General features: G+C 66.1%; 22 protein-coding genes and 1 tRNA gene. 14 read left to right on the top strand and 9 right to left on the bottom strand.

Annotation, left to right across the window (positions count from 1 at the left end; translation table 11 throughout):
- The first annotated feature begins 111 nt into the window (after nt 1–111).
- Nucleotides 112–423, top strand: a complete 312-nt coding sequence (locus BW990_RS18550; protein ID WP_076450506.1) for a DMT family transporter — start codon at nt 112–114, stop codon at nt 421–423.
- A 77-nt stretch (nt 424–500) separates the two neighbouring features.
- Here the strand turns inward: BW990_RS18550 and BW990_RS18545 are convergent, their stop codons facing one another.
- Together BW990_RS18545 and BW990_RS18540 are read right to left on the bottom strand one after the other, a co-directional pair.
- Nucleotides 501–896, bottom strand: a complete 396-nt coding sequence (locus BW990_RS18545; RefSeq protein ID WP_076450504.1) for a hypothetical protein — start codon at nt 894–896, stop codon at nt 501–503.
- A 12-nt stretch (nt 897–908) separates the two neighbouring features.
- Nucleotides 909–2,111 carry a pyridoxal phosphate-dependent aminotransferase gene (locus BW990_RS18540; RefSeq protein WP_076450502.1) on the bottom strand — a complete coding sequence of 401 codons (1,203 nt, stop codon included), beginning with the start codon at nt 2,109–2,111 and terminating at the stop codon, nt 909–911.
- Between the two features lie 100 nt (nt 2,112–2,211).
- Between BW990_RS18540 and BW990_RS18535 the strand changes: the two genes are divergently transcribed.
- From BW990_RS18535 to BW990_RS18525, 3 genes are all read left to right on the top strand, one after another.
- Nucleotides 2,212–2,607 (top strand): helix-turn-helix domain-containing protein, encoded by a 396-nt coding sequence (locus tag BW990_RS18535; protein WP_407690147.1) that lies wholly within the window; start codon nt 2,212–2,214, stop codon nt 2,605–2,607.
- On the top strand, nt 2,604–2,900 hold the full coding sequence (locus tag BW990_RS18530) for a succinate dehydrogenase assembly factor 2 (RefSeq protein WP_076450499.1): 297 nt from the start codon (nt 2,604–2,606) through the stop codon (nt 2,898–2,900). The genes BW990_RS18535 and BW990_RS18530 overlap by 4 nt, the downstream gene beginning before the upstream one ends.
- A gap of 78 nt (nt 2,901–2,978) precedes the next feature.
- Nucleotides 2,979–3,476: a MarR family winged helix-turn-helix transcriptional regulator gene (locus BW990_RS18525; RefSeq protein WP_076450496.1), complete on the top strand. Its 498-nt coding sequence runs from the start codon at nt 2,979–2,981 to the stop codon at nt 3,474–3,476.
- Between the two features lie 34 nt (nt 3,477–3,510).
- Here BW990_RS18525 and BW990_RS18520 read toward each other — a convergent pair whose 3' ends face one another.
- The 4 genes from BW990_RS18520 to BW990_RS18505 all read right to left on the bottom strand — a co-directional run bounded on the left by BW990_RS18520 (nt 3,511) and on the right by BW990_RS18505 (nt 7,253).
- Entirely contained in the window at nt 3,511–4,284 is a 774-nt protein-coding gene (locus BW990_RS18520; RefSeq protein WP_076450494.1) for a DUF1194 domain-containing protein, read from the bottom strand.
- A 23-nt stretch (nt 4,285–4,307) separates the two neighbouring features.
- Nucleotides 4,308–4,742, bottom strand: a complete 435-nt coding sequence (locus BW990_RS18515; RefSeq protein ID WP_076450491.1) for a VOC family protein — start codon at nt 4,740–4,742, stop codon at nt 4,308–4,310.
- Between the two features lie 67 nt (nt 4,743–4,809).
- Nucleotides 4,810–6,192, bottom strand: a complete 1,383-nt coding sequence (locus BW990_RS18510) for a surface lipoprotein assembly modifier (RefSeq protein WP_143526282.1) — start codon at nt 6,190–6,192, stop codon at nt 4,810–4,812.
- Between the two features lie 5 nt (nt 6,193–6,197).
- A complete protein-coding gene (locus BW990_RS18505; RefSeq protein ID WP_076450486.1) occupies nt 6,198–7,253 on the bottom strand; it encodes a hypothetical protein in 1,056 nt (351 codons plus the stop codon).
- Between the two features lie 234 nt (nt 7,254–7,487).
- Between BW990_RS18505 and thyX the strand changes: the two genes are divergently transcribed.
- The 6 genes from thyX to BW990_RS18475 all read left to right on the top strand — a co-directional run bounded on the left by thyX (nt 7,488) and on the right by BW990_RS18475 (nt 11,916).
- Nucleotides 7,488–8,396 (top strand): FAD-dependent thymidylate synthase, encoded by a 909-nt coding sequence (gene thyX, locus BW990_RS18500; RefSeq protein WP_076450483.1) that lies wholly within the window; start codon nt 7,488–7,490, stop codon nt 8,394–8,396.
- A 226-nt stretch (nt 8,397–8,622) separates the two neighbouring features.
- Nucleotides 8,623–9,090 carry a hypothetical protein gene (locus tag BW990_RS18495; protein ID WP_076450481.1) on the top strand — a complete coding sequence of 156 codons (468 nt, stop codon included), beginning with the start codon at nt 8,623–8,625 and terminating at the stop codon, nt 9,088–9,090.
- A gap of 232 nt (nt 9,091–9,322) precedes the next feature.
- Nucleotides 9,323–9,715 carry a DUF2177 family protein gene (locus BW990_RS18490; protein WP_076450478.1) on the top strand — a complete coding sequence of 131 codons (393 nt, stop codon included), beginning with the start codon at nt 9,323–9,325 and terminating at the stop codon, nt 9,713–9,715.
- Nucleotides 9,716–9,933: 218 nt separating this feature from the next.
- Nucleotides 9,934–10,542 carry an outer membrane beta-barrel protein gene (locus BW990_RS18485; protein ID WP_234990306.1) on the top strand — a complete coding sequence of 203 codons (609 nt, stop codon included), beginning with the start codon at nt 9,934–9,936 and terminating at the stop codon, nt 10,540–10,542.
- A gap of 186 nt (nt 10,543–10,728) precedes the next feature.
- Nucleotides 10,729–11,052, top strand: a complete 324-nt coding sequence (locus BW990_RS18480; protein ID WP_076450476.1) for a hypothetical protein — start codon at nt 10,729–10,731, stop codon at nt 11,050–11,052.
- Between the two features lie 72 nt (nt 11,053–11,124).
- On the top strand, nt 11,125–11,916 hold the full coding sequence (locus tag BW990_RS18475; protein ID WP_076450474.1) for an inositol monophosphatase family protein: 792 nt from the start codon (nt 11,125–11,127) through the stop codon (nt 11,914–11,916).
- A gap of 7 nt (nt 11,917–11,923) precedes the next feature.
- On the opposite strand, the gene BW990_RS18470 is transcribed toward BW990_RS18475, so the two are convergent.
- Together BW990_RS18470 and BW990_RS18465 are read right to left on the bottom strand one after the other, a co-directional pair.
- A complete protein-coding gene (locus tag BW990_RS18470; RefSeq protein WP_076450472.1) occupies nt 11,924–12,292 on the bottom strand; it encodes a GFA family protein in 369 nt (122 codons plus the stop codon).
- The gene (locus tag BW990_RS18465) at nt 12,289–13,035 is read right to left on the bottom strand and encodes a rhomboid family intramembrane serine protease (protein ID WP_076450558.1); all 747 of its coding nucleotides are present in this window, start codon (nt 13,033–13,035) and stop codon (nt 12,289–12,291) included. The genes BW990_RS18470 and BW990_RS18465 overlap by 4 nt, the downstream gene beginning before the upstream one ends.
- Nucleotides 13,036–13,359: 324 nt before the next feature.
- On the opposite strand from BW990_RS18465, the gene BW990_RS18460 reads away from it, so the two are divergent.
- The 4 genes from BW990_RS18460 (at nt 13,360) to BW990_RS18445 (ending at nt 14,988) form a co-directional block, all read left to right on the top strand.
- Complete coding sequence (locus BW990_RS18460) at nt 13,360–13,836, top strand: Lrp/AsnC family transcriptional regulator (RefSeq protein WP_076450470.1); 477 nt, start codon at nt 13,360–13,362, stop codon at nt 13,834–13,836.
- A gap of 30 nt (nt 13,837–13,866) precedes the next feature.
- On the top strand, nt 13,867–14,412 hold the full coding sequence (locus BW990_RS18455) for a tetratricopeptide repeat protein (protein WP_076450468.1): 546 nt from the start codon (nt 13,867–13,869) through the stop codon (nt 14,410–14,412).
- A gap of 40 nt (nt 14,413–14,452) precedes the next feature.
- Nucleotides 14,453–14,538: transfer RNA gene (locus BW990_RS18450), tRNA-Leu, on the top strand.
- Between the two features lie 156 nt (nt 14,539–14,694).
- Nucleotides 14,695–14,988 (top strand): SH3 domain-containing protein, encoded by a 294-nt coding sequence (locus BW990_RS18445; RefSeq protein WP_076450466.1) that lies wholly within the window; start codon nt 14,695–14,697, stop codon nt 14,986–14,988.
- A gap of 28 nt (nt 14,989–15,016) precedes the next feature.
- On the opposite strand, the gene BW990_RS18440 is transcribed toward BW990_RS18445, so the two are convergent.
- Nucleotides 15,017–16,936: an acyl CoA:acetate/3-ketoacid CoA transferase gene (locus tag BW990_RS18440; RefSeq protein WP_076450464.1), complete on the bottom strand. Its 1,920-nt coding sequence runs from the start codon at nt 16,934–16,936 to the stop codon at nt 15,017–15,019.
- Nucleotides 16,937–17,059 lie beyond the last annotated feature (123 nt).

The raw sequence follows: 17,059 nt of genomic DNA, 5'->3' as shown, positions 1-17,059 counted from the left end.
CCTTTTCTTTTTTGCCGCAGCTGCCGCGCGATCGGGCAGGCCATGTATTCCCGACTTACCCGACGTCACGGCCCGTGGTATCATGAGGCATTGTTCTGAAGGTCTTTTGACATGGCCATTCCCTTGATCGTCCTCGCTTCGGCAGGCTTCTATTGCATCGCGATGATCGCCATGAAGTCATGGTGGGTCGGCCCCAGCCCCTGGATCCTGATCGCGATTGCCGGCGCCCTGCTGATCGCCGGCGCCTTCGAAGTGCTTGCCCTGAAACAGGAACGTCTGGGGATCGTCTATGTGGGCATCCTCGGGGCCGAGGTGCTGATCATCGGAACCGTGTCGATCCTGCTCTTCGGAGAAAGCTTCACCGCACGGGAAGTGGCCGGGATCGCGCTGGTGCTGGTGGGCACGGCGCTGGCCTGGGCCTAGGGCCGGGCTTCTCGGTCGCGGCCCGACGGGTTGCCCCGCCTTTTGCCCACGATCCGCCGCCGCGCAGACGCGTCGGCCTATCCCAGCCGGTCCGCTTTCTTGCGCACCAGCACCGTGCGCAGGTCGTGCATGGCCAGCAGCAGCGCATCGGTGACCTCTTCCAGCTGCTCGGCGGTAGCCTTGGACTGCGCCCATTGCGCCGTCAGGTTCATGTGGTCGATGGCGCGGTGGATATCGTCCATGTCCCGAGCCGCGACGAGCGCCCGGCGACCGTCCATCCAGCCCTCGATCTCGGCGATGTCCCCGGCGCTCAGGGCACGGTCGCCCTGCGGCTTGATCTCGCCGTTGCGGATGTTCACGACCGCGATCGGCTCCATCTCGATGCGCCGCTGCCGGTTCTCGGTGTCGAGCCGGAACACCAGCGCGCCGTTCTCGCGGACGCGGAAGTAATACTCGGGCAGGTCGCTGGACATGGGTCTGGCTCCTTATCTCAGACCGTCGCAGAAGCGGCGGATCCGCGTGCAGGCCTCGCGCAGCGCGTCGTCCGAGGCCGCGTAGCTGATGCGGAAATGCGGCGACAGCCCGAAGGCCGCACCGAAGACGACCGCAACGCCTTCCTCCTCCAGAAGCGCGCGGGCGAAGGTCTCGTCGTCGTCGATCCGCGTGCCGCCCGCGCTCGTCTTGCCGATGGCTCCGGCGCAGGACGGGTAGACGTAGAAAGCGCCCTCGGGCGTGGGGCAGGAGAGGTGCGGCGTGTCGTTCAGCGCGGCCACCACCATGTCGCGCCGCCGCGCGAAGGCCGCGAGCCGCTCGCCGAGGAAGTCCTGCGGGCCGGTCAGCGCCTCCACGGCGGCCCATTGGCTGATCGAGCAGGGGTTCGTCGTCGATTGCGACTGCACCTTGCGCATGGCGGCGATCAGCGGCTCGGGCCCGCCCGCATAGCCGATCCGCCAGCCGGTCATCGCATAGGCCTTGGAGACGCCGTTCACCGTCAGCGTCCGGTCGTAAAGCGCCGGGGCCACCTCGGCGGGTGTGCAGAAGGTGAAGCCGTCATAGGCCAGGTGCTCGTACATGTCGTCGGACATGATCCAGACATGCGGGTGACGCTCCAGCACGTCGGTGAGCGCCTTGAGCTCGGCGCGCGAATAGCCCGCGCCGGTAGGGTTCGAAGGCGAGTTGAAGATGAACCACTTGGTCTTCGGCGTGATCGCCGCCTCGAGCGCCTCCGGCGTCAGCTTGAAGCCGGTCTCCATCCCCGCCTCGACGATCACGGGCTCCGCCCCGCCAAGGCGCACGATATCGGGGTAGCTGACCCAGTAGGGCGCGGGAATCACCACCTCGTCGCCGGGATTGAGCGTCGCGATCAGCGCGTTGAACAGAACCTGCTTGCCCCCGGTCGAGACCGAGATCTGCGAGGGCGTGTAATCCAAGCCATTCTCGCGCTTGAATTTTTCGCAGATGGCGGCTTTCAGCTCGGGAATGCCGTCGGGGGCGGTATATTTCGTTTTTCCCGCATGGATTGCCGCAATCGCTGCGGATTTTATGTTATCCGGTGTGTCAAAGTCAGGTTCGCCGGCCCCGAGGCCGATCACGTCCCGCCCCTCCGCCGCGAGGTCCCGGGCCAGCTGCGTGACGGCCACGGTCGGCGAAGGTTTTACCCGGGCGAGCGTGTTCGACAGGAAGGACATACGCGGGCTCCGGCGCTTGAGTGAAGATTGTTGTCGAAGGTTTATGGGGCACATTCCGCGCGTGCAAGCGTGCCGGGCCCGAGCACAGGAGATTGACGAAATGATGAGTGACGTGGACTGGTACGGCCCCGATGCCGCGACCTTCGGGGACCGCGTATCCGCCGCACGCGAGGCTGCGGGCATGAGCCCGGAACAGCTGGCCCGCCGCCTCGGGGTCAAGGCGCGCACCCTGCAGAACTGGGAAAACGACCTGTCGGAGCCGCGCGCGAACAAGCTGTCGATGCTGTCGGGCCTGCTGAACGTGTCGATGATCTGGCTGCTGACCGGCGAGGGCGAGGGCGTGAACGGTCCCGCCGAGGACAGCGCGAACCTTGGCGATCTGCGCGAGGCGCTCACCGAGCTTCGGGCGATTCGCGCCGACATGAAAACCCTTGCGGACCGGGCCGGACATCTGGAAAAGCATCTGCGCAAAGCCCTGGCCACGGAGCCCACATGATTTCCGAACAGCCCCGCGACGGAGAACCCCGCGATGTCCGCATCAAGCGCCTGAAGATGCGCTCGATGCGGCGAGGCATCAAGGAGATGGACCTGATCCTGATCCATTTCTCCGAGGCGCATCTGGCGTCGATGGATGATGCGGGGCTCGGTCTTTACGATGCGCTCCTGTCGGAAAACGACCAGGATCTCTACCAATGGGTGACCGGCCAGGTGGCCGCACCCGACCGGTTTTCCGCCCTCGTCGCCGAGATCGCCGCGGCCTCCGAAGGCGTCGTCGCGGATATCCGCTAAGACCCCGCGCCACTTAACCTAATCTTCGGTTTTTTCGCCAATGCTGCACGCCGATCAAGGGATCAGCGGAGACAGCGTATGAGCATCCATTCTTCTCTGGGGCGGGCCGGGCAGGCCAGCTTCATGATGACCTATCTCGATGCGCTCTCGCTCGTGGAGCGATTGCATCGGTTGTTGCTCGACGTCATCAAGGACGAATTCGAACGCGTGGGCGTGTTGCAGATCAACGCGGTGCAGGCGCTCCTGCTGTTCAACATCGGCGACAACGAGGTCACGGCGGGGGAGTTGAAGACGCGCGGCTATTACCAGGGCTCCAATGTCAGCTACAATCTCAAGAAGCTGGTCGAAGCCGGGTACATGCACCATCAGCGCTGCGAGATCGACCGCCGGGCGGTGCGCGTCAAGCTGACCGACAAAGGCCGGGAGATCCGAGATCTGGTCGAGGGGCTGTTCGCGCGTCATGCCGAAGGTCTGGAAGCCAAGGGCGTTCTGGGTCCCGACGGGCTCGAGGATATCACCCATGCCCTGCGCCGCATGGAACGCTATTGGACCGATCAGATCCGCTATATCTATTGAGGGGCCGCGGCGGGCGGTCGGGCGCGATGGGCGCTCAGCCCGGCGGGGTCGCCCCCGCAGCGCCATCGCCCGCATTTCGGCCCGGACCATCGGTCCCCGCCGCCTGCGCCGGACTTGACGAGACCGGGGCGGGCAGGGGCGCCAGGTCGCCCACGACCATGTTGCTGATCTCGCGGAACAGCTTGCGGGTCATGGCCCGGCGATAGCCCTCGTACCCTTCGGAGAGTTCGACGAAGGCGTTCGGACCGTGCATCACGTTGAACTCGTAGTAATCGGCGACCATCGGATCCGCCCCGAGGATGGCCAGGCCGTTCACCGTCACCCCCTGGAAGGGGAAATGCTTGTAGGCGAGGTCTGGCCCGAAGCCGTCATTGGTGATCCCGTCGCCCGAGACGTCGATCACCCGGCGCGCGCATTGCGGCCCCTTGGCCAGAAGCGTGGCGCCGTATCCCAGCGCGTATCCCATCGCCGTCGGAAAGCGGGTCTGCGAACGCGGGAAGCCGCGCAGCGTGGCGATGGCCCGGTCGATATCCGCGTCGCTCCGCAGCGCCGTCCAGTCCAGAACCAGCGCGTTCTGGCGCCGCCCGCTCCATTCATAAACCGCGAGCGCCACATGCCCGGGTCCCGACAGGATCGCGCGGCGGATATCGGGATCGCCCAGGGCCGCCGCCGCGCCGTCGCGCTGCAGGATGTATTCCCGCTCGTCGACCGAGCTCGAGACGTCGAGCGCCAGAACCAGGGCGAGGCGGCAGGAGGCCGCCTGGGCCGCCGCGCCGCCAGCGAGCCAGCCCGCAAGCAGGACCGCCACCAGCCCGGTTCTGAGCGCCGCTCTTACCAATGGCCCGTATTCTCCATCGAGGCCCAGGGCTCCCGCGGCGGCTTGGCCTCGCCCTTCTGCAGCAACTCCACCGACACGTTGTCGGGCGAGCGCACGAAGGCCATGTGCCCGTCGCGCGGCGGGCGGTTGATGGTCACGCCCGCATCCATCAGCATCTGGCACGCGGCGTAGATGTCGTCGACGCGATAGGCGAGATGACCGAAATGGCGACTGTCCGAGGGCAGGCCGTCGTCGCCGTCCCAGTTATAGGTCAGCTCCACATCGGCGCGGCCATCGTCCTGATCCGGCGGGCAGAGGAAGACCAGCGTGAAGCGGCCGGCCTCCACATCCTTGCGCATGCGTTCCTTCAGGCCGAGCAGCTTGTAGAATTCGAGCGATTTCTCGAGGTCCTTCACGCGGACCATGGTGTGCAGATATTCGATGGACATGGATGCCCTTCCTTCCTTCGGGTTGCTTGTCCGACAGGGTAGGGGGCTCGCCCAAGATGTCGAGAGATCAGAACCGCGATCTGATATCGATGCTAAGGCCGGTCTCGGAGCTGTCGTAAAGATCGACATTCGAGGCCACGTCCTTATGGCTGATCGTCACGCTTGGAACGAATCCGTAATAGTCGACCGCTTCCAGAACAACCGTCAGCGCCGCCCCAAGTGTGGCGTCGTCACGATCGCCGAAAGTGATGGTCGTCGCGTCGTAATGCCGGTCGGCTCCGAAAATTCCCAAGGCGATCTCACTGCCGTAAACCGGGGTCGGCCAGGCCAAGTCGAGCGCGATCCGATCCTCATCGTAATCTAGGTAGACTGCGTCGGAGCGGCTCTCGTTCCGGGTATAGGAAAGCGCGATTGGCATTCCGGCGAGGCGCGTCTCGAGGCCCAGCGTGGCCTGAAGGCGCACCGCGTCAGAGCGATCTCCGAGGCCGGTCTGCCATTCCTGCGACAGACTCAGCGCGGCCTCTGTGTCCGGGCTGAGCGCATATTGCGCCCTCACCGCGCCGCGCGCCGCGTTTTCGAGAGGTTCGCCTGCAAGGATCGTGTGGCTCATCCCGAGATCGAACCCCAACTCCAGCCGGTGGTCGGCTGTTAGCCAGTCCTGCATAAGCCCGGCGGCAAGAGTGGTTTGGTCGTAATCCGACCCTTTAGCGTCGGGCGCGATGTCCTGGGCCTCGTCGGACAGGCTGTAGGTCTTGTGGACGGCTTCCAACTTCACCCGGCTGCGGCGGCGCTCGGTCTCAGCGAAGCGGTATGCCGTTGCGATGCCGGCGGCATATTCGATCCCAGAAAGCGCACGCGCTTCACCTTCTAGGATAAATTTGAAGGGCAGGTCGTAGACGGTGATGGTCTCGCTCGTCGACCCGCCGTTGATGTTGGTGTTGGGAGTGATTGCGAAGGTGAAATTCGTCTCCCAGGGATTGCGCTTCCTCACATAGCGAAAGTCGCGCATGGCGAGGTTTTCGAGCCTGGGATCGGGCGCGATATGCGCTGCGCGCCGTAGCCAGAACTGCGCCCGCGTGCGCTTACCGTCTGAGGCGAGCGCCTGCGCCATTGACATCGCCGCGGCGAACCGCTCGTGGTCGTCGCCGGCATGCTCCCAGGCCCGCGCCGCCGCATCGCGCGCCTCGTCGAAGCGGCGGATGTCGCGTGTTGCGCGGGATTTGAGGATGAGCGCGTCGACGTCCTCGGGGTCGCGCTGCAAGAGGGCGTCCAACAGCACGATAGCCCGGCCGGCGATCCCGGCCTCGAGATCGCGGCTCGCCACGAGCAGCATCTCTTCCGGCGAGAGCGTAACGCCCTGGGCGCGCGCCGCCTCTGGCTGGCTTACCACCAGGCCCGAGGTCAGGACAGCGGCTCCGAGCGCGCCGATTAGGCTAAGCTTCGTCAGCACCGGGCTTACCGCGACACGATGAAGCCGCCGGTTTCGCGCACAGTGATGTTGGTCCCGCGCGGGTCGAGGCCCTCGACCACGATCACCCCGACGATCTCGCCTCCCGGGGCAGCGGTATGGTCACCGGACATGACCGCGTAATAGTTACCGGTCATGAATTCGTCGCCATCGACGGTGTTGAACGCCTCGCCGGTCAGCTCGCCGTTTTCGTCGGCCACGCCCGGCCCGATCCTGAAGCGCAGGACCGGCAGCTCGGTCAGCGTCGTGCCCTTGTCGTCGTTGATGGCGTCGATGTAGTCGGACGTAATGTCGTTGCCCGCCGTGTCGAAGATGCTCCGGTTGAGCACATAGCCGCGCACGGCATTGGCGCAGGCCTCGCCCGAGCAATTCCCCCGGAAGCCATTGAAGTCGATATCGACAACCATGTCACCCGACGCGTATTCCAGCCCGCCTCGGCCGTCGAAATCGCGGATCGCGCCGTAATCGCCGGAATAGCTGGCCTGACCCTCGGTCGGAAGGGTCACGGTGCCGTTGCGCTGGTAGACCCAGCCGCCGAAACCATAGCCGATATAGGCTCCGGTGCGGACGATCGCAAATTCCACGTCGCCGCTGCCACTCACGCCATAAAGGGCGCGGTGTTCGAACTGGCTGATCGGGTCGTTGTCGAGAAAATCGGGATGGGTGAGCGGGGCTTCGTAAAGCGCGAAGCTGGGCCGCAGCGAGCCGGGGGTCGAGCGGGCGAAGGCCTCGCCTTCCGGCTGGTTTCCGTCGAAGGCGAGCCCATCTACGAAGAACGTGTCGTCGGCGGCGCGGTATTCGATATTACGGGCAAAGCCGTTACCCTCGTCCACGTCCAGGGCTTCCTTGCGGAAGATGCCGGTCGCGGGGCTCGGGCTTTCAGTGCCGGGGGGCAGCTCGCGGTCGCTGTCGATGGGATCGCCGGGACCTTCGCCCGGGGTCTCTTCATCGCCGCCACCGCCGCCGGTATCGGGTTCTTCGTCGGTGTCCGCGCCGCGCGTAATTGGGTTGCTGCCGCTGCCGGATTCGCACGCGGAAAGCATCGCTAACGCGATAAGAATTGCAAGAATGCGGGTCATGTGTCCTGCCTCGAACTATGTTTATCGTTTTGCCGCAAAGGGTTCCGGTAATGACCCGCCAAGTCAACCGCGCCGCGCCGCGCCGGAGCAGAAGGCAGGCCAAGTGCGGCGGATTTGCATGACTGTATGTGGTGGTTTTTGACTCCGCTTTCTGCAAGATATTGTCCTGACCGATTCATTTAGCGGCGAGGCGGCCCCATGACCCTGACCCCCGAGCAACAATCCGAGATCGACGCGCAGCGCGCATCCGGCACCACCACGCTGCGCGCCACGGCTCCGGGCATGGAGCAGCATCTCTACACCGCGATCCCGGTGCTCGATCACGGCTTCATCCGGGTCATCGACTACATGGGCGACGATGCGGCGATCACCCAGGCCGCCCGCGTCTCCTACGGCAAAGGCACCAAGGCCGTGTCGAACGACGAGGGCCTGATCCGCTATCTGATGCGCCACTGGCACTCGACGCCCTTCGAGATGTGCGAGATCAAGCTGCATGTGAAGCTGCCGGTCTTCGTCGCGCGGCAATGGATCCGGCACCGGACCGCCAACGTGAACGAATATTCCGCGCGCTACTCGATCCTCGACCGGGAATTCTACATCCCCGCGCCGGAACACCTCGCGGCGCAATCGGTGGTCAACAACCAGGGCCGGGGCGAGGCGCTTTCGGGCGAGGAAGCCGACCGCGTGCTGCGCTACCTGCGCGACGACGCGATGCGCGCCTATGACCATTACGAGGAGATGATCTCGGACGTGGGCCAGCAGGGCCTCGCGCGGGAGCTGGCCCGGATGAACCTGCCCGCCAACATCTACACGCAATGGTACTGGAAGGTGGATCTGCACAACCTCCTGCACTTCCTGCGCCTGCGCGCGGACGCCCATGCGCAATACGAGATCCGGGTCTATGCCGAGGCCCTCTGCGAGGTCGTGCGCGACTGGGTGCCGTTTGCCTACAAGGCGTTCGAGGATTACCGCATGGGCGGCGCGACCCTGTCCTCGGGCGCCTTGGAATGCGTGCGGCGCATGCTGAAGGGCGAAGAGGTGACGCAGGAAAATTCCGGCATGTCCAAGGGCGAATGGCGGGAGTTCATGGGGGTAATCGAGGGATAACGGCGCGCCCGCGTCGCCCCCCTGCGCACCTGCCTTCGGGCAGCGTGTCGGGATGGCGCGCTGCGGGCTGGACACGGCCAAGGCCGTTTTCGGTGATACTCCCACGCATCGACGATCCGGGACCCGCATCCCTCCGCTTGCCCATTCCGAGGGCATGAGCGCCCGATTTATGTTAAGCTCCGCCCACCGTCGCGCTGGTTGCGAAGGATTATTGGAGGAACTTTTCATGTATTTTCTTGCCAGAATTTCCGCGGGTCTTGCCCTTGCACTCTGTCCGGTCGCCGCGACCGCCTTCGATTCCGGCGGCACCGGCTACGGTGTCAGTTCGAGCGAGGTCATGCCCATCCATGACGGCCTCGTACTCGTGAAGGTCAGCTCCGAATATTCGCGGTTCGAGACCGACGATCCCGACAGTCCGATGGCCAGCGCGACCGGACCCTGCTGGGGAACCATGGTGATCGACCAAGGCGTCGTGTCGGGCGGCGGCAATTGCCATTACACGGACGCAGACGGGGACATGGTCGCCATGTCATGGACAGCCCAGGGCATGTCCGAGGGGCGCACCCAGGGCGTTTGGGAGGTCATGGGCGGCACCGGAAAATGGGCGAATGCCCAAGGGTCCGGCACCTTCAACGGCGGCGGCCAAGGCGCGGATTACACCAATATCGTCACGGGCGAGATGACGCTCGAATAACCCCTCAGGATCAGTCGGATTGCTGCTCCGCGCGACATGCGCTTGCCGACGAACCGCGGCGCGTGTCGCGCCCCGGACAGCGCCCATCCGATGCGGCGTCCGCGGGCTCTTGACGAAAGCGTGGCGAACGACCGCCGCGCGCTTGGAGGCCGAGGGGGATGGCGTCCTGCCATGCCTAGAGAGCGCAGAGAAACGGGCTAGCTCATGCGGCGTACCCAATGAAAGCCCCGCCATGACCCTCTATCTGCTCACCGCCGCGATTTTCCTCGTGATCGACGCGATCATGCTCACCTTCGTGATGAAGCCGCTCTTCACGCGGCATCTGGGCGATCTCATGCGCGACAGCCCGATGCTGGGTGCTGCGGCGGGGTTCTACCTGCTCTACGTGGCGGGGCTCGTGTTCCTGGTCTCGGCACCGGCGCTCCGCGACGGCGATCCGGGCCGCGCGGCGCTGCACGGGGCGATCATCGGGGCGATGGCCTACGGCACCTACGAGTTCACCTCCATGGCGATCATGCGCGACTGGTCCTGGCAGATGGTGGCAGCCGATACGACCTGGGGTGCGGTCCTGACCGGATTTTCCGCCTGGGCGGGGGTCACGATCCTGATGCGGCTGCAGGCCTGAATCTGACGCGGCGGCAGGTTCCACGACCCGTTTTCCGTCTGCGAAAATCCGCCGCAAGCCTCTAAAATATAAGCGTACTCCAGCCTGTGTTGCTTAATCGAGACGGCAATATTTCGTGACCGGCGCGTGACGGAACTTCGGCTCGATCGTCCCCATTTCTGCCCTGTCGCCCCGCACGGGGACGGCATGACTTCCGAACCAAAGAACGGAGCAGAATTATGATGACCAAGACCATGACCGCCGCCGCGGCGCTGATCGCCGCAACCGCAACCGCGGGCTTTGCAGGCAACCCCGCGCCCACGCCCGCCGATCCCGCGCCCATGGCCGCGGTGCCGCCGGCGCCCGCCGCACCGATCTACGACTTCACCGGCCCCTCGGTCGGTGTGCAGCTCGGCTATAACGGCATCGATGTCGAAGACGGCGACATCGTCGAAGAGGGCGGCACCATCGGTGTGCGCGGCAACTACGATTTCCGCCTCGGCGGCAACGTGATCGGTGGTGTCGGTCTGCAATATGACGAAGGCGACATCGACCTCGACGGGGCGGCAACGCTCGACAACATCCTGCGCGTGGGTGGCCGTGTCGGCGTCGATTCCGGCCGCAACTTCTTCTACGGCACCGGCGGCTACGCCCATGCCACGACCGAGGACGACGATCTCGATATCGGCGATTCCGGCGGCTACTTCGCGGGCGTCGGCTACGAGGTCTTCCTGCAGGAGAACGTGACCGTCGGCACCGAGGTCCTGTATCACGAGTTCAACGAGTTCGATAACGACGTGGATGTCGAGGCGACGACCGCGAACGTGTCGCTCAACTACCGCTTCTGATCGCGACGCGATCGGTTGCAAGACGCCCGGCCCTTGCGGTCGGGCGTTTTGTTTCCGGCCCGGGCCCCGATTGTCCACGTTTTGGAAACGCCGCGTTTCAGTGGATAAAAATTGACGAACACCCCCTCGCGGGTCACACTTTTCCCTGTTGCTTTTGTCATTCGATCCAAGGGGCTGGAGAAGATCATGCTGAAAAAGACCGCCGCGCTGGGCCTGGCCGCGCTGATGCTGACGGGCGGGGCTGCCTTTGCCAGCGACGCCTATACCGGCACCTACAACGATCCCAATTCGAATTTCCGCTACAACGAGTTTCCCGGCGTGGCCAATTATTGCCCGGCGGGCCTGCAGCCGGTGCAGATCGGCGGCGAGATCTGCTGCGGCATACCCAATGCCGGGCCTTACGTGGACCGCGCGGGCGGCCATCGCACCGTGCGCGCAAGCACCTACCATGCGGGGGTCAAGGGCATGGATTATTCCTCGGAAGGCATCAAGGGGATGGGCGGCCAGTAAAGCGGCCCTTCACATCCCGGCACTGCCCGCGTATAGCCCCGGCCTGATCCACCATCGAAGGCCGGGTGTTCCATGCAGGGCAGCGCGAATATCAACATCATGATCAAGGCGGCGCGCAAGGCGGGCCGCTCCCTCGTGAAGGACTTCCGCGAGATCGAGAACCTGCAGGCCTCGATGAAGGGCGCGGCGGATTTCGTCAGCCGGGCGGATCTCGCAGCGGGCAAGATCCTGCGCGAGGAACTGACCTCGGCGCGCGGCACCTACGGCTATCACGCCAAGGGCCAGGAGGAGATCGCGGGCGAGGACCCGACCCGGCGCTGGATCGTCGATCCGCTGGACGGCACGGCCAACTTCCAGCACGCGCTGCCGCATTTCGCCATCTCCATCGCGCTCGAGCACAAGGGCAAGATCATCGCCGCCGTGGTCTTCGACCCCGCCAAGGACGAATTGTTCTACGCCGAGAAGGGCGCGGGCGCCTGGCTCAACGACAACAAGCGGATGCGCGTCTCGGCCCGCTCGCGCCTGCACGAGGCGCTCTTTGCCACCGGCGTGCCCTCGGGGGCCAAGCACACGCTGCCCGCCACCCTGAAGGACCTCGCCAAGCTGATGCCCGCCACGGGCGGCATGCGGCAATGGGGCTGTGCGGCGCTCGATCTGGCTTACGTCGCCGCGGGCCGGATCGACGGCTATTGGGAACGCGAGCTGCAGATCGGCGCCATCGCCGCGGGCTCGCTTCTCGCGCTCGAAGCGGGCGCGCTGGTAGGCGGCATCCGCGAGGGGCAGGACCCGCTCGAGACCGGCGCGATCCTCTGCGGCAACAGCAATCTCTACGACCAGTTCGCGCGGATCATCCGCGAGGTCTGACCGGGTCTCACCGGTCGGCCGGATGGTTCAACCCGTCGTTCCAGGCGATGGGTTCGTGCTCCGCCGGGTTCACGCCCTCGATCGCCCCCATGTTGATGCCGTACTCGCTCGGATCCGAACGGCGGCGGTGATACATGTAGATGCCGCAGGTGCCGCAGAAATAATGCGCCGCGACGCCGGTTCCGAACTGGTAGAGGCTGAGGGCGTCCTTGCCCCGCACAACCTCCAGATCAGCGAGCCGGGCCGAGAGCATGGGCGCCCCGCGGCGGCGGCAATAGGAACAATCGCAGCGGCGCGCGGTCTCGAGGCCCTGCGACAGCGTCACGCGCAGCGCCACGGCGCCGCAATGGCAGGTCACGTTCACGGGATCGGTCATCGGCGTCTCCGGACTTTCGGCACGTTGGTGCGCTTGAATTCGTACCGCGCCACGGGATGCGGCGGGTGGCCGCGGGTGCGGCGCCAGAAGGCCGGGCCGCCCCGCCGCAACCACAGCGGCAGCGCCAGGATCAGGCCGATGACGAAGCCCCCGGCATGGGCCCAATACGCCACCCCGCCGCCATCCGCCGCGGTGCCGAACCCGCCGAGGAACTGCATGCCGAGCCACAGCGCCAGCATGATCCAGGCGGGAATGGTGATGATCTTGAAGATGATCACGAGGATCACGAGGATATCCACCTCGGCCCTTGGGAAGAGCAGCAGGTAGGCCCCCATGACGCCCGCGATCGCCCCCGAGGCGCCCACCATCGGCACCGGGCTGAACGGGGCGGTGATGTATTGCGCAAGCCCCGCCGCGAGGCCCGAGGCGAGGTAGAAGACGAGGTAGCCCAGATGCCCCATCTCGTCCTCGACATTGTCGCCGAAGATGAACAGGAACAGCATGTTGCCCAGAAGGTGCATGATCCCGCCATGCAGGAACATCGAGGTGACGAAACCCGCCGCCCCGTCGCCCTGGCTGACCCGCGCGGGGATCAGCGCCCAGTCCCAGAAGAACATGTTGAGCATCTGGGGATTCGAGAACAGCCCGTAATAGCCGATGAAGATCAGCACGTTGACCGCGATGAGCCCGTAGGTGACGAAGGGCGTCCGGCCGGAGGGATTGTGATCGCGGATCGGAAACATGAAAGAGAGCTTGGCGTGCCGGAGGCGGAGGTCAAGCGCGGTGGGTTGGAATTGCGGTTTGCACGTGCGGTGCATCGGGTGGGCGGCGTCATCGCGCAAGACTGCGCGGCCCCGGCTCTGCCCCCGGCATTGCCGCGCGCCCCGCGGCGGACACGCCGTGCCATGGCTGCGCCGCAAGGCCCGCTGCCCGGCGCTTGTCGAAGATCGCGACGTCCGGCATGGCATCCTCCGGGATTTCCGGTAATCTCCACGCCAACACGCGGGAAACCCGACCGCAGATGACCGCTCCAGCGGTCCGAAAGCATCGTCCTGTAAGGAGCACCCATGTCGAACGACCTTCTGTCCCTCGATCGCTTCGATCAGGCGATACTGACCACGCTCGCCGCCGAGGGCCGGCTGTCGGTGACCGAGCTTGCGCGGCGGATCGGCCTGTCGAAATCGCCCACCCAGGCGCGGCTGAAGCGCCTCGAGGCCAGTGGCGCGATCCTCGGATACCGCGCCATCCTCGATCCGATCCAGCTGGGTCTCGATCACGTCGCCTTTGTCGAAGTGCGCCTGCGCGACACCTCGGAGGCGGCGCTGGCGGCGTTCAACGAACAGGTGGCGCTGATCCCCGAGATCGAACAAGCGCACCTGATCGCGGGCAATTTCGACTACCTCCTAAAGGTGCGCACCTCCGACATGCGCGCCTATCGGCGGGTGCTCGCGGACCAGATCTCCAAATTGCCGCATATCGCCTCGACCTCGACCTACGTGGCGATGGAGGCGGTGAAGGAGGTCGGTCTCGCCGACGTGACTTGACCGCGCCGCACCGCTCGGGATGCTGAATGCATGAAATCGCTTGCCTTCGCCGCCCTACTGCTGACGGCCCCGTCCGCCCTTGCCGCCGCCTGTCCGGCGGCGCCCGATCATTCCAAGGCGATCGCCGACACCCTGGCCGCCATCCAGTCCGCCGAGCGGGAGATGGATGCGCGTCCCCTGTCAAACCGGCTCTGGGAATACTGGACGGATGCGCCGGACGAGGCGGCGCAGGAATTGCTCGATGCGGCGATGCGGGCGCGGGAAAGCTACGATTACCTGCGCGCCCGCGACACGCTGGACCGGCTGATCGCCTATTGCCCGGATTATGCCGAAGGCTACAACCAGCGCGCCTTCGTGGCCTTCCTCACCGGGGATTTCACCGCGGCACTGCCCGATCTCGACCGCGCCATCGCGCTCAACCCGACCCATGTGGGCGCGCTGTCGGGCAAGGCGCTGACGCTGATGGGGCTGGGCCGGGATGCCGAGGCGCAGGAGGCGCTGCGCGCCGCGGTCACGCTCAATCCCTGGCTGTCGGAGCGGCACCTGCTCAAAGAGCCCGCGGGCGAAGACATCTGACGCTTTTCCTCCGCCCGCGATGGGGCTAGGACGGAGCCGGGCCCGCGTGGTGGAATGGTAGACACAGGGGACTTAAAATCCCTAGGCGTAAAAGCCGTGCCGGTTCGAGTCCGGCCGCGGGTACCACCTTCGGGCGATGCGCCGGGTCCGACGATTCCCGGCATGCGCGGGGCCTTGACCGCCGGGCGACGGCGCGGGATGGAAGAGGCGGACCGATCGCGCGACCTGCGCCGCAACGGCCCGGCAGACAGCACCCGAGAGACAGCACCCGACAGGAGCCTCATGCGACACGCCCTTTTGCCCGCCCTTGCCGTCATCCTGCTGATCGCGGGCTGCGCGACACCGCCCGTCCTCGGCAGCCGCAGCACGGTGACCGGCGTCGGCCCGGACGATTTCCTGCGCCTGCGCGCGGGTCCGGGCCTGGGCTTCCGCGTCCTCGTCGGCCTGCCCGACGGCACCGAGGTGGTGCGGCGCGATTGCGTGACCGAGGCGTTCCAGCTCTGGTGCCGTGTCTCGCCGGCCGCGGCGCCGGGGCTGACCGGCTATGTCTCGGCCGATTACCTGACCTCCGACTGAGCGCCCGGGCCGCCCCCGGTCCGCAGCCTCAATCCTCCAGATAGCTGCGCGCCTGTTCCTCGGTCTCGAAGATATGCCGGCGCGCCTCGGGGAAGGCCTCGCCCAGCTTCATGCGCATGAAGGCCGAGCCGGAATAGCGCGTGACGGTGCCGTAATACTGCTCCTCCAGCGCGGCGACCATGCGGGTCCATTCCGGCATCACCTCCTCGTCGATCCGGCTGCCGTCGTAGTTCACGATCACGTCCACCCGGTGGTCCAGCGGCGCGCAGGCCGCTTCGACCGCGGCGCGCACCGCCTCGACCTCGTCGAGGTTGCGCACGCGCAGCTTCTCGAAGTTCAAGAACAGCCGCTTGCCGCCGGCTTCCAGCGCGACACGGCTGTCGATCCCGATATTCAGAAGGTCGTCGCGCAGCCCCATCTCGCGGTCCTGGAACAGCCGCAGGTCCATCTTGGCCACGTCCTCGATGATCGGGCGGGTGTCCATATGGGCAAGGATATCCGCGTCGAGATCGACCCCCGGCGCGATCTCCACCAGTTGCAGCCCCCGCCGCGTCAGCTGGAAGACGCAGCGTTCGGTGACGTAGAGCACGGGCTGCTTCAGCCGCGCCGCGCGCGCACCCGAGAAGGTGATCTGCTCCACCTCCTCGAGAAACTTGCGCGCGCGGCCTTCCTGCCGGATCTCGATCCCGTCCTCGCTGATGCCCACATCCAGCCCGCCGGCGGTGAAGGTGCCCGCGAAGACCACCATTCGCGCATTCTGCGAGATGTTGATGAAGCCGCCCGCGCCCGCAAGCTTCGAGCCGAAGCGCGAGACGTTGACGTTGCCCGTGGCATCCGCCTGCGCGAGGCCGAGGCAGGCCATGTCGAGCCCGCCGCCATCGTAGAAGTCGAATTGCGCGTTCTGGGTGATGATCCCGTCCACGCCCGTCGCGGCCCCGAAATCGAGGCCCGAGGCGGGCTGGCCGCCGACGACGCCCGGCTCGGCGGTGAGGGTGACGTGACCCAGAACGCTTTCCTCGGCCGCGACCGAGGCCACGCCCTCGGGCATGCCGATACCGAGATTGACGATGCCGTTGATGGGCAGCTCGAAGGCGCAGCGCCGCGCGATCACCTTGCGCGCATCGAGCGACATCGCCGCGACCTCGCCTTCGGGCGGGCGCACGCGGTTGGTGAAGGCATGGCTGAAGGCGGTCTTGTAGGTCTGCATGTGATGCTCGGCCGGGGAGACCACGACCGCGTCGACCAGCGCGCCGGGCAGGATCACCTCGCGCGCGGGCAGCGAGCCGCGGCGCGCGACTCGTTCGACCTGCACGATCACGATGCCGCCCGAGTTCTTGACCGCCATCGCCTGGGCGAGGTGGTCGAGGATCAGCGCCTCGCGCTCCATCGTGACGTTGCCCGCCTCGTCGGCCGTGGTGCCGCGCAACAGTGCCACGGTGATCTTCGGCGCGTGATAGAACAGCATCTCCTCGCCCGCGATCTCCATCAGCTCGACCAGCGTGTCGGTCGAGATGTCGTTGAGCCGCCCGCCCATCTGCCGCGGATCGACGAAGGTCTCGAGGCCGACCCGGCTCAGCAAGCCGGGCTTGCCGGCGGCGATTTCGCGGTAGAGGTGGCTGACCACGCCCTGCGGCAGGTTCCAGCCCTCGATCTTGCCGTCGGTGCAGAGCGCCGCGACCTTCGGGATCAGGCCCCAATGCCCGCCCACGACGCGGCGGAGCAGCCCGTCATGCCCCAGCCGGTTGAGCCCGCGGTCCTTGCCGTCGCCCTGTCCCGCCGCGAAGACGAGCGACAGGTCGCGCGGATGGCCGGTCTCCTCGAAGCGGGTCTCGATCGCGGCCAGCAGCGCGTCCGGCACGCCGATGCCCACGAAGCCCGACGTGGTGAGCGTGTCGCCGTCCTTGACGAGCTTGGCCGCATCGGCGGCGGAGACGATCTTCTTGGGCATGGCTCTCACTCCTTCGGTCGTGCTGTATCGGGGCGGCGGGGCCACCGAACCGACGCGTTATCCCGCAAAGGCGCCGGGGCCTCAAGCGCGGGGTGACGCTACGCAAGGCAGGCGGCCGCGCAC

Origin of the sequence: Roseivivax lentus (genome assembly GCF_900156805.1) — a bacterium.
GTDB classification, from domain to species: domain Bacteria; phylum Pseudomonadota; class Alphaproteobacteria; order Rhodobacterales; family Rhodobacteraceae; genus Roseivivax; species Roseivivax lentus.
Note: the sequence above shows the minus strand (reverse complement) of the source record. Positions and strands in the feature narration are given on the sequence as shown.